Annotated in this window: 13 protein-coding genes; 7 read left to right on the plus strand and 6 right to left on the minus strand. The window is 62.3% G+C overall.

All coding sequences use genetic code 11. The features are described 5' to 3' along the window. Nucleotides 1-2 precede the first annotated feature (2 nt). From carB to kefC, 3 genes are all read left to right on the plus strand, one after another. Nucleotides 3-3,227, plus strand: a complete 3,225-nt coding sequence (gene carB / locus C9411_RS07000) for a carbamoyl-phosphate synthase large subunit (protein ID WP_107226745.1) — start codon at nt 3-5, stop codon at nt 3,225-3,227. Nucleotides 3,228-3,398: 171 nt separating this feature from the next. Then, a complete protein-coding gene (gene kefF, locus C9411_RS07005; RefSeq protein ID WP_107226746.1) occupies nt 3,399-3,956 on the plus strand; it encodes a glutathione-regulated potassium-efflux system oxidoreductase KefF in 558 nt (185 codons plus the stop codon). Beyond that, complete coding sequence (kefC, locus tag C9411_RS07010) at nt 3,949-5,802, plus strand: glutathione-regulated potassium-efflux system protein KefC (protein ID WP_063991432.1); 1,854 nt, start codon at nt 3,949-3,951, stop codon at nt 5,800-5,802. Before kefF ends, kefC begins: the two co-directional genes overlap by 8 nt. A gap of 35 nt (nt 5,803-5,837) precedes the next feature. On the opposite strand, the gene C9411_RS07015 is transcribed toward kefC, so the two are convergent. Beyond that, nucleotides 5,838-6,452, minus strand: a complete 615-nt coding sequence (locus tag C9411_RS07015; RefSeq protein WP_107226747.1) for a LysE family translocator — start codon at nt 6,450-6,452, stop codon at nt 5,838-5,840. A 127-nt stretch (nt 6,453-6,579) separates the two neighbouring features. On the opposite strand from C9411_RS07015, the gene C9411_RS07020 reads away from it, so the two are divergent. The 4 genes from C9411_RS07020 to C9411_RS07035 all read left to right on the plus strand — a co-directional run bounded on the left by C9411_RS07020 (nt 6,580) and on the right by C9411_RS07035 (nt 10,537). Next, nucleotides 6,580-7,380, plus strand: a complete 801-nt coding sequence (locus C9411_RS07020) for a threonine/serine exporter ThrE family protein (protein ID WP_063991431.1) — start codon at nt 6,580-6,582, stop codon at nt 7,378-7,380. Next, nucleotides 7,377-7,841, plus strand: coding sequence for a threonine/serine exporter (locus C9411_RS07025; protein WP_033637072.1), 465 nt, complete (start codon nt 7,377-7,379; stop codon nt 7,839-7,841). Before C9411_RS07020 ends, C9411_RS07025 begins: the two co-directional genes overlap by 4 nt. Nucleotides 7,842-7,984: 143 nt before the next feature. Continuing rightward, complete coding sequence (gene folA, locus C9411_RS07030) at nt 7,985-8,467, plus strand: type 3 dihydrofolate reductase (protein ID WP_038873402.1); 483 nt, start codon at nt 7,985-7,987, stop codon at nt 8,465-8,467. Nucleotides 8,468-8,647: 180 nt separating this feature from the next. Next, a complete protein-coding gene (locus tag C9411_RS07035; RefSeq protein ID WP_107226748.1) occupies nt 8,648-10,537 on the plus strand; it encodes a PhoX family phosphatase in 1,890 nt (629 codons plus the stop codon). 44 nt (nt 10,538-10,581) lie between these two features. Here C9411_RS07035 and apaH read toward each other — a convergent pair whose 3' ends face one another. Genes apaH through surA form a run of 5 tightly spaced genes read right to left on the minus strand, consistent with a single transcriptional unit; the run spans nt 10,582 to nt 14,917 of the window. Continuing rightward, complete coding sequence (gene apaH, locus C9411_RS07040) at nt 10,582-11,433, minus strand: bis(5'-nucleosyl)-tetraphosphatase (symmetrical) ApaH (protein WP_063991429.1); 852 nt, start codon at nt 11,431-11,433, stop codon at nt 10,582-10,584. A gap of 2 nt (nt 11,434-11,435) precedes the next feature. Next, on the minus strand, nt 11,436-11,813 hold the full coding sequence (gene apaG / locus C9411_RS07045) for a Co2+/Mg2+ efflux protein ApaG (RefSeq protein WP_019455040.1): 378 nt from the start codon (nt 11,811-11,813) through the stop codon (nt 11,436-11,438). A 12-nt stretch (nt 11,814-11,825) separates the two neighbouring features. After that, nucleotides 11,826-12,644, minus strand: coding sequence for a 16S rRNA (adenine(1518)-N(6)/adenine(1519)-N(6))-dimethyltransferase RsmA (gene rsmA / locus C9411_RS07050; protein WP_060422426.1), 819 nt, complete (start codon nt 12,642-12,644; stop codon nt 11,826-11,828). Continuing rightward, the gene (gene pdxA, locus C9411_RS07055; protein WP_369919386.1) at nt 12,637-13,638 is read right to left on the minus strand and encodes a 4-hydroxythreonine-4-phosphate dehydrogenase PdxA; all 1,002 of its coding nucleotides are present in this window, start codon (nt 13,636-13,638) and stop codon (nt 12,637-12,639) included. The genes rsmA and pdxA overlap by 8 nt, the downstream gene beginning before the upstream one ends. Next, on the minus strand, nt 13,616-14,917 hold the full coding sequence (surA, locus tag C9411_RS07060) for a peptidylprolyl isomerase SurA (protein WP_033637077.1): 1,302 nt from the start codon (nt 14,915-14,917) through the stop codon (nt 13,616-13,618). Before surA ends, pdxA begins: the two co-directional genes overlap by 23 nt. Nucleotides 14,918-14,919: the final 2 nt, after the last annotated feature.

Genomic DNA, 14,919 nt, shown 5'->3' on the forward strand with positions numbered 1-14,919 from the left:
AAATGCCAAAACGTACAGACATAAAAAGCATCCTGATCCTCGGCGCTGGCCCGATCGTTATCGGCCAGGCGTGTGAGTTCGACTACTCGGGTGCCCAGGCGTGTAAAGCGCTGCGCGAAGAGGGTTACCGCGTCATTCTGGTCAACTCCAACCCGGCGACCATCATGACCGACCCGGAAATGGCCGACGCGACCTACATCGAGCCGATCCATTGGGAAGTGGTGCGCAAGATCATCGAAAAAGAGCGCCCGGATGCGGTGCTGCCGACCATGGGCGGCCAGACGGCGCTGAACTGCGCGCTGGAGCTGGAGCGTCAGGGCGTGCTGGCCGAGTTCGGCGTTACCATGATCGGCGCGACCGCCGATGCGATCGACAAGGCCGAAGACCGTCGCCGTTTCGACGTGGCGATGAAGAAAATCGGTCTGGACACCGCGCGTTCCGGCATCGCGCACACCATGGAAGAAGCGCTGGCGGTAGCCGCTGACGTCGGCTTCCCGTGCATCATCCGCCCTTCCTTTACCATGGGCGGCACAGGCGGCGGCATCGCCTACAACCGCGAAGAGTTCGAAGAGATCTGCGAACGCGGCCTCGACCTGTCACCGACCAACGAGCTGCTGATCGATGAATCGTTGATCGGTTGGAAAGAGTACGAGATGGAGGTGGTGCGCGATAAGAACGACAACTGCATCATCGTCTGCTCCATCGAAAACTTCGACGCCATGGGCATCCACACCGGCGACTCGATCACCGTCGCACCGGCGCAGACCCTGACCGACAAGGAATACCAAATCATGCGCAACGCCTCGATGGCGGTGCTGCGTGAGATCGGCGTCGAAACCGGCGGCTCCAACGTGCAGTTCTCGGTCAACCCGAAAACCGGCCGCCTGATCGTTATCGAAATGAACCCGCGCGTGTCGCGCTCTTCGGCGCTGGCGTCGAAAGCCACCGGCTTCCCTATCGCCAAGATCGCCGCCAAGCTGGCGGTGGGCTACACCCTCGATGAGCTGATGAACGACATCACCGGCGGCCGCACCCCGGCATCGTTCGAACCGTCCATCGACTACGTCGTGACCAAGATCCCGCGCTTCAACTTCGAGAAGTTCGCCGGCGCCAACGACCGCCTGACCACCCAGATGAAGTCGGTCGGCGAAGTGATGGCCATCGGCCGCACCCAGCAGGAGTCGCTGCAAAAAGCGCTGCGCGGTCTGGAAGTGGGCGCCACCGGCTTCGATCCGAAAGTGAGCCTGGACGATCCGGAAGCGCTGACCAAGATCCGCCGCGAGCTGAAAGACGCCGGCTCTGACCGCATCTGGTATATCGCCGACGCCTTCCGCGCCGGGCTGTCGGTTGACGGCGTCTTTAACCTGACCAACGTCGACCGCTGGTTCCTGGTGCAGATTGAAGAACTGGTGCGCCTGGAAGAGCAGGTGGCCGAAGCGGGCATCAACGGCCTGGACAAAGCGTTCCTGCGCACCCTGAAGCGCAAGGGCTTCGCCGATGCGCGTCTGGCCAAGCTGGCCGGCGTCGCCGAGAGCGAAATTCGCAAGCTGCGCCACAGCCACGGCCTGCATCCGGTGTACAAGCGTGTGGATACCTGCGCGGCGGAATTCGCCACCGACACCGCCTACATGTACTCCACCTATGAAGAAGAGTGCGAGTCCAACCCGACCAACGACCGGCCGAAAGTGATGGTGTTGGGCGGCGGGCCGAACCGTATCGGCCAGGGCATCGAGTTCGACTACTGCTGCGTGCACGCCTCGCTGGCGCTGCGCGAAGACGGCTACGAGACCATCATGGTCAACTGCAACCCGGAAACCGTCTCCACCGACTACGACACCTCCGACCGCCTGTACTTCGAGCCGGTAACGCTGGAAGACGTGCTGGAGATCGTGCGCATCGAGAAGCCGAAGGGCGTGATCGTGCAGTACGGCGGCCAGACCCCGCTGAAGCTGGCGCGCGAGCTGGAAGCCGCGGGCGTGCCGATCATCGGCACCAGCCCGGACGCCATCGACCGCGCCGAAGACCGCGAGCGCTTCCAGCAGGCGGTTAACCGTCTGGGCCTGAAGCAGCCGGCCAACGCCACCGTCACCGCCATCGAGCAGGCGGTGGAGAAGGCGGCGGGCATCGGCTATCCGCTGGTGGTGCGCCCTTCCTACGTGCTGGGCGGCCGAGCGATGGAAATCGTCTATGACGAAATCGATCTGCGCCGCTACTTCCAGACCGCGGTCAGCGTGTCCAACGATGCGCCGGTGCTGCTGGACCGCTTCCTGGACGACGCGGTGGAAGTGGACGTCGACGCCATCTGCGACGGCGAGCGCGTGCTGATTGGCGGCATCATGGAGCACATCGAGCAGGCGGGCGTGCACTCCGGCGACTCCGCGTGTTCGCTGCCGGCATACACCCTGAGCCAGGAAATTCAGGACGTGATGCGTCGACAGGTGGAAAAACTGGCGTTCGAGCTGCAGGTGCGCGGCCTGATGAACGTGCAGTTCGCGGTGAAAGACAACGAAGTCTACCTGATTGAAGTGAACCCGCGCGCCGCGCGCACCGTGCCGTTCGTGTCCAAAGCGACCGGCGTGCCGCTGGCTAAAGTGGCCGCGCGCGTAATGGCGGGCAAAACGCTGGTCGAGCAGGGCGTGACCGAAGAAATTATCCCGCCGTACTACTCGGTGAAAGAAGTGGTGCTGCCGTTCAACAAATTCCCGGGCGTCGACCCGATTCTGGGGCCGGAAATGCGCTCTACCGGGGAAGTGATGGGCGTGGGCCGCACCTTCGCGGAGGCTTTCTCCAAAGCGATGCTGGGCAGCAACTCGGGCATGAAGAAACAGGGCCGCGCGTTGCTGTCGGTGCGTGAAGGCGACAAGGCTCGCGTGGTCGATTTGGCCGCCAGCCTGCTGAAGCAAGGCTTCGAGCTGGACGCCACCCACGGCACCGCGGTGGTGCTGGGCGAAGCGGGCATCAACCCGCGCCTGGTCAACAAGGTGCACGAAGGGCGTCCGCACATCCAGGACCGTATCAAGAATGGCGAGTACACCTACATCGTCAACACCACGGCCGGTCGTCAGGCGATTGAGGACTCCAAGCTGATTCGCCGCAGCGCCCTGCAGTACAAGGTGCACTACGACACCACGTTGAACGGCGGCTTCGCCACCGCGATGGCGCTGAAAGCGGATCCGACCGAGCAGGTCACGTCGGTGCAGGAAATGCACGCGCGCATCGGCAAGTAACCGTGCGATAACGCTAGGCCAGGGGCGCTGCAGATGCAGCGCCCTTTTTTATTCAGCGAATTTGTCGGCAGGCGTTAAAAATTTCCGCTATCAATCAGTGGGCAAACTGTCACCCTGTGTGATTGGTATATGCTTGGTGTATTGGCAAGGAACGAAGGAACGACGATAACAATGATTCTGATAATTTATGCTCACCCGTATCCCCGGCATTCGCATGCCAATCAGCGCCTGCTGCAGGCGGTGAGGGATCTTCCCGAGGTAGAGGTGCGCTCGCTGTATGAGCTGTACCCCGATTTCAATATCGACATCAACGCCGAGCAGCGGGCGCTGGCGCGCGCCGACATGGTGGTGCTGCAGCATCCGATGCAGTGGTACAGCTTCCCGCCGCTGTTGAAGCTATGGATCGACAAAGTGCTGGAGCACGGCTGGGCCTATGGCCACGACGGCAATGCGCTGGTGGGTAAAGATTGCCTGTGGGCGGTGACAAGCGGCGGCGACGAGCACCACTTCGAGCTGGGCGACTTTCCCAACTTCGCCGCGCTGGCGCAGCCGCTGCAGGCCACGGCGATTTACTGCGGCATGAACTGGCAGCCTTATTTCGCCCTGCATAACACCTTTACCTGCAACGAACCGGCGCTGCTTGCCGCCGGCGAAGCCTACCGGCAGCGGTTGGTCGACTACCTGATGGAACATGCCGAAGCTGAAACTCGGGAGGCCAGCCATGGATAACCACCACATGATGATCGAGGGGCTGATCTACCTCGGCTCCGCGGCGCTGTTCGTGCCGATCGCGGTGCGATTGGGGCTGGGCTCGGTGCTCGGCTACCTGATCGCCGGCTGCATTATCGGCCCCTGGGGGCTGAAGCTGGTGTCGGACGCCGAGTCGATCCTGACCTTCGCCGAGATCGGCGTGGTGTTGATGCTGTTTATCATCGGCCTGGAGTTGGATCCCAAGCGGCTGTGGACGCTGCGCGCCTCGGTGTTCGGCGGCGGCAGCATTCAGATGGTGGGCTGCGGCCTGGCGCTGAGCGCCTTCTGTTATTTCCTTGGCCTTAACTGGAAGGTGGCGCTGCTGATAGGCCTGACGCTGGCGCTCTCATCCACCGCCATCGCCATGCAGGCGATGAGCGAACGCAACCTGACGCCGTCGCCGATCGGCCGCAGCGCGTTTGCGGTGCTGCTGTTCCAGGATATTGCGGCGATCCCGCTGGTGGCGATGATCCCGCTGCTGGCCAGCAGCGGCGCCACCACCACGCTGGGCGCTTTCGTGCTGTCGGCGGCCAAAGTGGTGGGCGCGTTGACGATAGTGGTACTGCTCGGCCGCTACGTCACCCGCCCGCTGCTGCACTTCGTCGCCCGTTCGGGCATGCGCGAAGTGTTCAGCGCCGTGGCGCTGTTCCTGGTGTTCGGTTTCGGCATCCTGCTGGAGATGGCCGGGCTGTCGATGGCGATGGGGGCGTTCCTGGCCGGGGTGCTACTGGCGAGCTCGGAATACCGCCACGCGCTGGAGAGCGATATTCAGCCGTTCAAGGGGCTGCTGCTGGGGCTGTTCTTTATCGGCGTTGGCATGTCGATCGACTTCGGCACGCTGTTCCATCATCCGCTGCTGATCGCCTCGCTGCTGCTGGGCTTTATGTTGATCAAGGCGGCGCTGCTGTGGCTGATAGGGCCGCTGCTCGGCGTGCCGAAGCGCCAGCGCGGCCTGTTCGCCATTCTGCTGGGGCAGGGCAGTGAATTCGCCTTCGTGATTTTCAGCGCCGCGCAGCTGGCCGGCGTACTGCCGCCTGAATGGGCCAAGTCGCTGACGCTGGCGGTGGCGCTGTCAATGGCGGCTACCCCGCTGCTGCTGGTGATCGCCGCGCAGCTGGAGAAAAATGCGCCGAAAGAGGAGCGCCCGGCTGACGTTATCGACGACGAGAATGCCAGCGTGATCATCGCCGGCTTCGGCCGTTTCGGCCAGATCGCCGGCCGTTTGCTGTTGGCCAACGGCGTACACACCGTGGTACTGGATCACGATCCGGACCATATCGAGACGCTGCGCAAATTCGACACCAAGGTGTTCTACGGCGACGCCACGCGCGCCGATTTGCTGGAGGCCGCCGGCGCCGCCCACGCCAAGGTGCTGATCAACGCCATCGACGACGTGGAAGACAGCCTGGCGTTAACCGAGCTGGCCAGGCAGCACTTCCCGCATCTGAAGGTGGTGGCGCGAGCGCGCGACGTCGATCACTGGTATCAGCTGCGGCAGCTGGGGGTGGAAAAACCGGAGCGCGAAACCTTTGAAAGCTCGCTGCGCATCGGCCGTGAAACGCTGGAACTGCTGGGGCTGGACGCCTATGAGGCGCGCGAGAAGGCGGACACGTTCCGCCGCTATAACCTGAAGATGCTGGAAGATACGCTGGAGAATTATCAGGACACCGAGTTCCGCATCGCCAGCCTGCAGCGGGCCAAGGAGATGCTCAGCGCGGCCATCGAGCAGGATCAGAATCGGCTGGCACGGGTGCAGCAGACCGGCTGGCGCGGCAGTATCGACGGCAAGGCGCCGGAGGACGACGTGGTGGAAGCCAAAGGATAAGAGTAGGGGCGCCGTGATGGCGCCCCTTTTTTTGCTTAGCTCAGCGCGACCTTGATGCCCAAGGCGATCAGCATACCGCCCAGCAGCTTGTCGACGATCTTCTGGGTCTTTTCCAGCCCGCGGCGCACCGGCCCGCTCTGGATCAGGAACACCAGCAGCGGCCACCAGATGACCGACAGGCCGAGAATAATCCCCGCGTACCACAGCTTGTCGCCCAGGCCGGAATCGATCTGCAACACCTGGGTAAATACCGCCAGGAAGAACAGGGTGGCTTTCGGGTTCAGCAGGTTGCACAGGTAGCCTTGCGCAAAGGCGCTCTTCAGGCTGACCTGCTGCTGCGGCAGATTGCTGACGTTCATCTTGCCGCCGCCGCGCGACAGCAGCGCATGGATGCCGATCCACACCAGATAGACCGCCCCGGCGTATTTCAGCAGGTTAAACAACCACGGCGTGGTGGTGATCACCACCGCCAGCCCGGCGACGCAGTAGGACATGTGGGTGGCGACGCCGCAGATCACGCCGAAGGCGGTCATCATGGCGGCCAGCCGCGGATAGCGGGCGGCGTTTTTGATCACCAGGAAAAAATCCGGGCCGGGGGAGAGCATGCCGAGGGCGGCAATGCCGGCGACGAACAGCGAAGTTTCAAGCATGGGAGCGTCTCGCGCAAAAGACAGAGTTCTGGCGATAATAACGCCGCTTCCTCTGATGCGCATCAACCCAATGAGGTATTGTTAGGCTCTATGATAATTATTCATCTACCGCCAGCGATGGAGCACCATGCAGCAGACTACCGCCACAGAGAGGCCGGAGCCGCACCGGCAACAGCGTGAAATTACCCGCCTGTGCATTCAATGCGCGCTGCTGCTGTTGCAGCACGGCGCCGAGAGCACGGTGGTGGAACAGCTGTCGACCCGCCTGGGGCTGGCGCTGGGGATGGACAGCGTGGAAAGCTCGATCTCCGCCAATGCGGTGGTGTTGACCACCCTCAGCCACGGCGCCTGTCTGACCACCACCCGCAAGAACGTCGATCGCGGCATCAATATGCAGGTGGTGACCGAAGTGCAGCATATCGTGATCCTCGCCGAACACCACTTGGCGGATGCGCACGACGTGGCGCGCCGTTTTGAAAGGATCCGGCCGTTGCGCTACCCGCGCTGGCTGGTGGTACTGATGGTGGGGTTGTCCTGCGGGTGCTTCAGCATGCTCAACGGTGGCGGCTCTGACGCCTTCCTGGTGACCTTTATCGCCAGCGGCACGGCGATGCTGGTGCGCCAAATTCTCACCGCCCGCCAGATGAATCCGCTGATCAATTTTTGCCTGACGGCGTTTGTCGCTACATCGATCTCCGGGCTGCTGCTGCGCCTGCCGGCGTTTAAAGACACCTCGAGCGTGGCGATGGCCGCCAGCGTGCTGTTGCTGGTGCCGGGCTTCCCGCTGATCAACGCGGTGGCCGATATGTTCAAGGGGCACGTCAATACCGGGCTGGCGCGCTGGGCGATGGCCAGCCTGCTGACGCTGGCGACCTGCATCGGGGTGGTGATGGCGATGTCGTTGTGGGATCTGCGGGGGTGGTCATGAGTCTGCTGTGGGCCTTGTTGCAGGAAATGCTGTTGGCGGCGGTGCCGGCGCTGGGCTTCGCCATGGTGTTCAACGTGCCGCTGCGCGCGCTGCGTTATTGCGCGCTGCTTGGGGCCATCGGGCGCGGTTCGCGCATGCTGATGATGCACGGCGGTATGAACATCGAGTGGGCCTCGCTGCTGGCGGCGATCCTGATCGGCATCATCGGCATCTACTGGTCGCGCTGGCTGTTGGCGCACCCGAAGGTGTTCACCGTGGCGGCGGTGATCCCGATGTTCCCCGGCATTTCCGCCTATACCGCGATGATAACTGTGGTAGAGATCTCGCATCTGGGCTACAGCGAAGCCCTGATGGAGACCATGATCACCAACTTTCTCAAGGCCAGTTTCATCGTCGGCGCGTTGTCGATCGGCCTGTCGTTACCGGGCCTGTGGCTGTACCGCAAACGCCCCGGCGTGTGAAATTTCTAGGCCGGAGATCGTTGGTTATTAGATATACTGATAAGAGCTATCTTATATATTCATCTTGCTTGATTAGCCTATCGACGGCACTCAGGCCTTTACGTATAGTGTCACCAATTTTGCTGCCTACACAGGGTTAAACAATGATTATCAGCCTGATCGCTGCCTTGGCGGCGGATCGCGTTATTGGCATGGAAAACGCCATGCCGTGGCACCTGCCGGCGGACCTTGCGTGGTTTAAACGCAACACGTTGAATAAGCCGGTTATTATGGGCCGCAAGACTTTCGAGTCCATCGGCCGCCCGCTGCCGGGCCGCCACAATATCGTTTTGAGCAGCCGTCCGGGCAGCGAAGCCGGGGTGACCTGGGTGACCTCGATGGATGAAGCGCTGGCCGCCGCCGGCGACGTGGAAGAAGTGATGGTGATCGGCGGTGGGCGCATCTATACCCAGCTGCTGCCGCGCGCCGATCGCCTGTACCTGACGCACATCGACGCCGAGGTCGGCGGCGATACCCACTTCCCGGATTACGAGCCGGACGAATGGGAAACCACGTTCAGCGAGTTCCACGACGCCGACGATCTGAACTCGCACAGTTACTGCTTCGAGATCCTGCAGCGCCGCTGATTTCAGCGCGTTAGCCAACTCTCCCCGGGGGCGCAAGCAATTGCGCCCCCGGCCTTTTTGCGCCCGTCGTTCGTAACCTTTCCGTCACATTACCTGATTAGTATGAAGCCCAACTCCGAGCGCCTCGGCAACTCTGGTGAATCTTGACCGCGGCGCCATAACTAAAAAGGTAACCACGCTATGACCAAGCAAATTGAGCAATTAGACGCCGACCGCCTGATCGATCCCACTCGCCGCAAACTGCTGCTCGGCAGCGCCGGTGCCGTCGGCCTGGCCGGCTTTCTCGGCGGCGGCATCTGGTCGGTCTCCGCCGAGGCGTTGGCCGAGGATCTGCCGCCGAACAAACTGCTGGGCTTTCAGGGCATCGCCGCCTCTACCGCCGACGAGGTGACCATTGCACCGGGCTACCGCGCGGAGGTGCTGATCTCCTGGGGGGAACCGCTGGTGGACGGCGCGCCGGCCTTTGATCCGCAGGGCAACAACAGCGCCGCCGATCAGGAAAAACAGTTCGGCGACAATAACGACGGCATGAGCTTCTTCCCGATCGACGATCGCCACGGTGTGATGGCCATCAATAACGAATACGTCAACGAGCAGTACCTGTTCGCTCACGGCGGCGCCAAGGCCACCAGCCTGGAAGAGGTGCGTAAATCGCAGGCGGCGCACGGCGTTTCCATCGTGGCGGTAAAGCGCGTCGGCGACGGCCAGCGGTGGGAAGTGGAGCGCCCGTCGCGCTATAACCGCCGCATCACCGCCAACACCGACATGCAGTTCAGCGGCCCGGCCGCCGGGCATCCGCTGTTGCAGACCGCCGCCGATCCGAGCGGCCGCAAGGTGCTGGGCACCTTCGGCAACTGCGCCAACGGCAAGACGCCGTGGGGCACCTATCTGACCTGCGAAGAAAACTTCGATACCTACTTCGGCACCCGCCAGGCCGATTACCCAACCACGCCGGAACAGAAGCGCTACACGCTGAAGGTCAGCGAGCCGGAGCGTAACTGGCCGGACTATGACGAGCGCTTCGACGTGGCGAAGAACCCCAACGAATTCAACCGCCATGGCTGGATCGTGGAAATCGATCCGCTGAATCCGACCTCGACGCCCATCAAGCACACCGCGCTGGGCCGCTTCAAGCATGAAAATGCGGCGGTGACCGTGGCCAAAGATGGCCGCCTGGTGGTGTACATGGGGGACGACGAGCGCGGCGAGCATATCTACAAGTACGTTTCCAAAGGCGTGGTCGACGCTGCCAATCCGGCCAATAATCGCACGCTGCTGGACGAGGGAACGCTGTACGTGGCGCTGTTCGACGGCGACGAAGCCGGCACGCCGCTGAAGGGCAAAGGACGCTGGATTGCGCTCGAGTTCGGCAAGAACGGCCTGACGCCGGAGAACGGCTTCCGCGATGAGGCCGAAGTGCTGATCTTCGCCCGCAAGGCGGCGCAGCAGGTCGGCGCCACCAAAATGGATCGCCCGGAGTGGATCGCGGTGAACCCGCATGACGGCCGCGCTTACTGCACGCTGACCAACAACAGCAAGCGCGGTGAGGAAGGGATGCCGCTGAACGCCGCCAACCCGCGGCCGAACAACATCTATGGCCAGATCATTCGCTGGGACGAAGGCGGCGACGCCACCGCCGGCACCTTTGCCTGGGACATGTATGCGCTGTGTGGCAACCCGATTGCCCACCCGGAAGGCGTCAACCGCGGCACGCCGAACATCACGGCGGACAACACGTTCAACAGCCCGGACGGGTTGGGCTTCGATCGCGCCGGCCGCCTGTGGATCCTCACCGACGGCAAGTACAGCAACAAGGGGGATTACGCCGGGCAGGGCAACAACCAGATGCTGGTGGGCGATCCGGTCAGCGGCGAAATTCGCCGTTTCATGGTGGGGCCGAAGTCCTGCGAACTGACCGGTATCACTTTCACTCCGGACTACAAGACGATGTTCGTCAACGTACAGCATCCGGGAGAAGAGGGCGATTCGCACTTCCCGAACAACAGCCCGCGCCCACGTTCATCGGTATTGATGATCACGCGCGAAGATGGCGGGGTGATTGGGGCGTAAAGCGGTAAAGGGAACAAAGGCGGCCTGGGGCCGCCTTTATGATTTCAGGATGCGGCCAGTCTGCCGGCGTGATCAGGCGCCTCGCCGCGATTGGCGGGCTGCGTGAAGTAACGGCGGTCTTCCCAGCGCAGCATCGTCAAGTCGCCGCCCCAGCAGCAGCCGGTATCCAGCCCGATCACGCCTTCCGGCGTGCCCTTGCCTTCCAGCGAGGCCCAGTGGCCGAAGACGATGGTGTATTCCGGATCCACCAGGCGCGGCAGCTCGAACCACGGTTTCAGCGGCGCGGGCGCTGTGCCCGGCGCATCTTTGCAGATCATGTCGAGCTGGCCGTTGGGGAAGCAGTAGCGCATGCGCGTGAACGCATTGGTGCTGAAACGCAGGCGCGCCAGGCCGCTCAGTTCCGGTGCCCAGTTGTTCGGCATGTCGCCGTACATGGCGTCGAGAAACAGCGGGTAGCTGTCGCTGCTCAATACCGCTTCCACTTCGCGCGCGCACATTTTCGCGGTGTCGATATCCCACTGCGGGGTAATGCCGGCGTGCGCCATCACCAGCTTTTGCTCATCGTCCACCTGCAGCACCGGTTGGCGACGCAGCCAGTTGATCAGCTCGTCGGCGTCCGGCGCCTCCAGCAGCGGGGTGATGCGATCTTTGGGCTTGTTGCGGCTAATGCCGGCGTAGACCGCCAGCAGGTGCAGATCGTGGTTGCCCAGCACCATGCGCACCGCCGGGCCGAGTGAGCGCACGAAGCGCAGCACGTCCAGCGAGGCGGGGCCGCGCGCCACCAGATCGCCGGTCAGCCACAGCCGATCGCGCTCGGGATCGAAAGCAGCCTGAGCCAGCAGCGACTTCAGTTCATCGTAACAACCGTGAACGTCGCCGATAAGGTATGTCGACATAATTAATGGATCAGCGTTGGAATGGCTAAGCGAAACACGGGAATAGCGGTGCGGAATGGTTGACCCTGATGGTCCACCATTTCGTAATGGCCTTCCATGGTGCCCAGCGGCGTTTCCAGAATGGCGCCGCTGGTGTACTGAAACTCTCCGCCGGGCGGAATGACGGGCTGTTCGCCGATCACGCCTTCGCCCTGAACTTCGGTTTGGCGGCCGTTGCTGTTGGTGATCAGCCAGTAACGGCCCAGCAGTTGCACGTCGCTCCGCCCCAGATTGCGGATGGTGATGGTATAGGCGAAGACGTAACGCTCTTCTTCAGGGATCGACTGTGATTCCACATAGATGCTCTGAACCTGAATACACACGCGGGGCGAATCAATCATGACAACAACTCCTTATTGCTGCGGCGTCGGATTGGCTGACAGCCAGTTCGCCAGCTTGCAGTATTGCGCCACAGAAATATTTTCTGCTCTGAGCGAAGGATCGACGCCCAGCTCCGTCAGCTGCTCCGGCGTGAACAGGTCGCCCAGGCTGTTGCGGATGGTTTTCCGCCGCTGGTTGAACGCCTGCGTGGTGATGCGGCTCAGCATGCGCACGTCGCCCACCGGGTTCGGCAGCACGCTGTGCGGCACCAGACGCACCACGGCGGAATCGACCTTCGGCGGCGGCGCGAACGCGGTCGGCGGCACTTCCAGCACCGGAATGACGTTGCAGTAGTACTGCGCCATTACGGTCAAACGCCCATAGGCCTTGCTGTTCGGGCCGGCCACCAGACGGTTGACCACCTCTTTTTGCAACATAAAGTGCATGTCGCGGATTGCCTGAGTATAGCTGAAAAGGTGGAACATCAGCGGCGTCGAAATATTGTACGGCAGGTTACCAAATACGCGCAGCGGTTGGCCAGCTTCCTCGGCCAGTTCGGCGAAATTCACCGTCATGGCGTCCTGCTGGTGGATGGTCAGTTTGTCTTTCAGCCGCGGGTGGTTCTCCAGCCGGGTGGCCAGATCGCGGTCCAGTTCGATCACCGTCATGCGGTCCATGCGCGCGCCGACCGGCTCGGTCAGTGCGCCGAGGCCGGGGCCGATCTCGACCACCGCTTCGCCCGGCTGCGGGTGAATGGCGGAGACAATGCTATCGATGACAAACTGATCGGTTAAAAAGTTTTGTCCAAAGCGTTTGCGGGCAAAGTGCCCTTGGTGGACTCTGTTATTCATTACAATTAATTATCATTTTAATGGCGAGATTCAGGGCCGTTTGGAAACTGCCGACATCGGCGGTGCCGGTGCCGGCCAGTTCCAGAGCGGTACCGTGGTCGACCGAGGTGCGTATGAAAGGCAAACCGAGGGTGATATTCACCGCGCGGCCGAACCCTTGGTATTTTAACACCGGCAGCCCCTGATCGTGATACATCGCCAGCACCGCATCGGCATCTTGCAGATATTTGGGCTGGAACAGGGTGTCCGCCGGCAGCGGGCCGACAAGATGGATGCCGTCAGCGCGCAGCGCGTCGAGCGCCGGGATGATGGTGTCTATCTCTTCGTGCCCCATATGGCCGCCTTCCCCGGCGTGGGGGTTCAGACCGCAAACGTAAATGTGCGGCTGGGCGATGCCAAATTTGGTTTTCAGATCGTGATCGAGGATGCGGATGACTTCGAACAGGCTCTGTTGCGTGATGGCGCCCGGCACCGCCAGCAGCGGTAGGTGGGTGGTCGCCAGCGCCACGCGCAGCTCTTCGGTCGCGAGCATCATCACCACGCGATCGCAGCGGCTGCGATCGGCAAAGAATTCGGTATGGCCGATAAACGGCACGCCGGCGTCGTTGATCACGCCCTTGTTCACCGGGCCGGTGATCAGCGCCGCGAATTCGCCGTTCAGGCAGCCGTCGCAGGCGCGCGCCAGGGTTTCCACCACGTAGGCGCTGTTGCCGACGTACAGCTCCCCGGCGGTGACCGGGTGAGCGAGCGGGACCGGCAGCACGGTCAGCGTGCCGGCGCGTTGCGCCTTGGCCGGTTGCTGCGGCTGGTAGTCGCGCAGCGTCAGCGGCAGGCCCAAACGTTGGGCGCGTTCAAGCAGCAGGGCCGGATCGGCGCACACCACCAGCTCAACAGGCCAATCCTGTTGCGCCAGCGCTGCCACCAAATCCGGCCCTACCCCGGCGGGTTCGCCGGGGGTAATGACGACGCGTTTATTGCTGTGCATCGCTGCCATCGAGGATCTTCACGTAAGCCTGGGCGCGCTGTTCCTGCATCCAGGTCTGCGCCTCTTCGGCGAACTTACGGTTGAACAGCATGCGGTAAGCGCGATCTTTCTGCGCGGCGTCGGTCTTATCCACCTGACGGGTATCCAGCAGCTGAATCAGGTGCCAACCGAAGGAAGAGTGGACCGGCGCGCTGATTTCACCCTTGCTCAGCTTCAGCAACGCATCGCGGAAGGCCGGATCGTAGATGTCCGGGGAAGCCCAGCCCAGATCGCCGCCCTGCATGGCGGAACCCGGATCCTGCGACAACTGTTTGGCTTCGTCGGCAAACTTGGCGCGGCCGCTCTTGATCGCTTCCGCAACGGATTGCAGCTTGGCGCGCGCCTGATCGTCGGTCAGCACCACCGAAGGTTTCAGCAGGATGTGACGGGCGTGCACTTCGGTGACCGACACCGACTGGCTGGCGCCGCGAATGTCGTTCACCTTCAGGATGTGGAAGCCGACGCCGGAACGGATTGGGCCGACGACGTCACCTTTCTTGGCGCTCACCAGACGTTCCGCGAACAGGGTCGGGATCTCTTGCAGTTTGCCCCAGCCCATATTGCCGCCTTTCAGCGCCTGAGAATCGGCGGAGTAGGTGATCGCCAGCTTGCCGAAGTCGGCGCCGCTGTTGATTTCGCCCACCAGGCGTTTGGCCAGCTCTTCGGCTTTGTCGACCTGCTGCTGCGACGGGTTCTCCGGCAGCGGGATCAGGATGTGGCTGATGTTCATTTCGGTGTCGCTGCCGTTCTGCGCGCCCACCTGTTTGGCCAGCGCGTCCACTTCCTGCGGCAGGATGGTGACGCGGCGGCGCACTTCGTTGTTACGCACTTCGGAGATCAGCATCTCTTTGCGGATCTGCGAACGGTAGGTGTTGTAGTTCAACCCTTCGTACGACAGACGGCTGCGCAGCTGATCGACGCTCATCTTGTTTTGTGCGGCGATATTGGCGATCGCCTTGTCCAGATCGGCGTCGGACACGGTGATGCCCATTTTCTTGGCCATCTGCAGCTGGATGTTATCCATGATCAGGCGTTCGATGATCTGATGGCGCAGCGTCTTGTCGTCCGGCAGCTGTTGGCCGGCCTGCTGGGCGTTGAGCTTCACTGACTGCAACAGACCGTTGACGTCGCTTTCGAGTACCACGCCGTTATCCACGACGGCGGCGACTTTATCCACTTCTTGGGGTGCTGCGAACGCGGCATTGGCGCAAACCACCAATCCGAGAATAAGCGTTCTCCAGTTCTTCATAC

It is taken from the genome of Serratia sp. Nf2 (assembly GCF_003028435.1).
In the GTDB taxonomy this organism is placed as follows: Bacteria; Pseudomonadota; Gammaproteobacteria; order Enterobacterales; family Enterobacteriaceae; genus Serratia; species Serratia marcescens_L.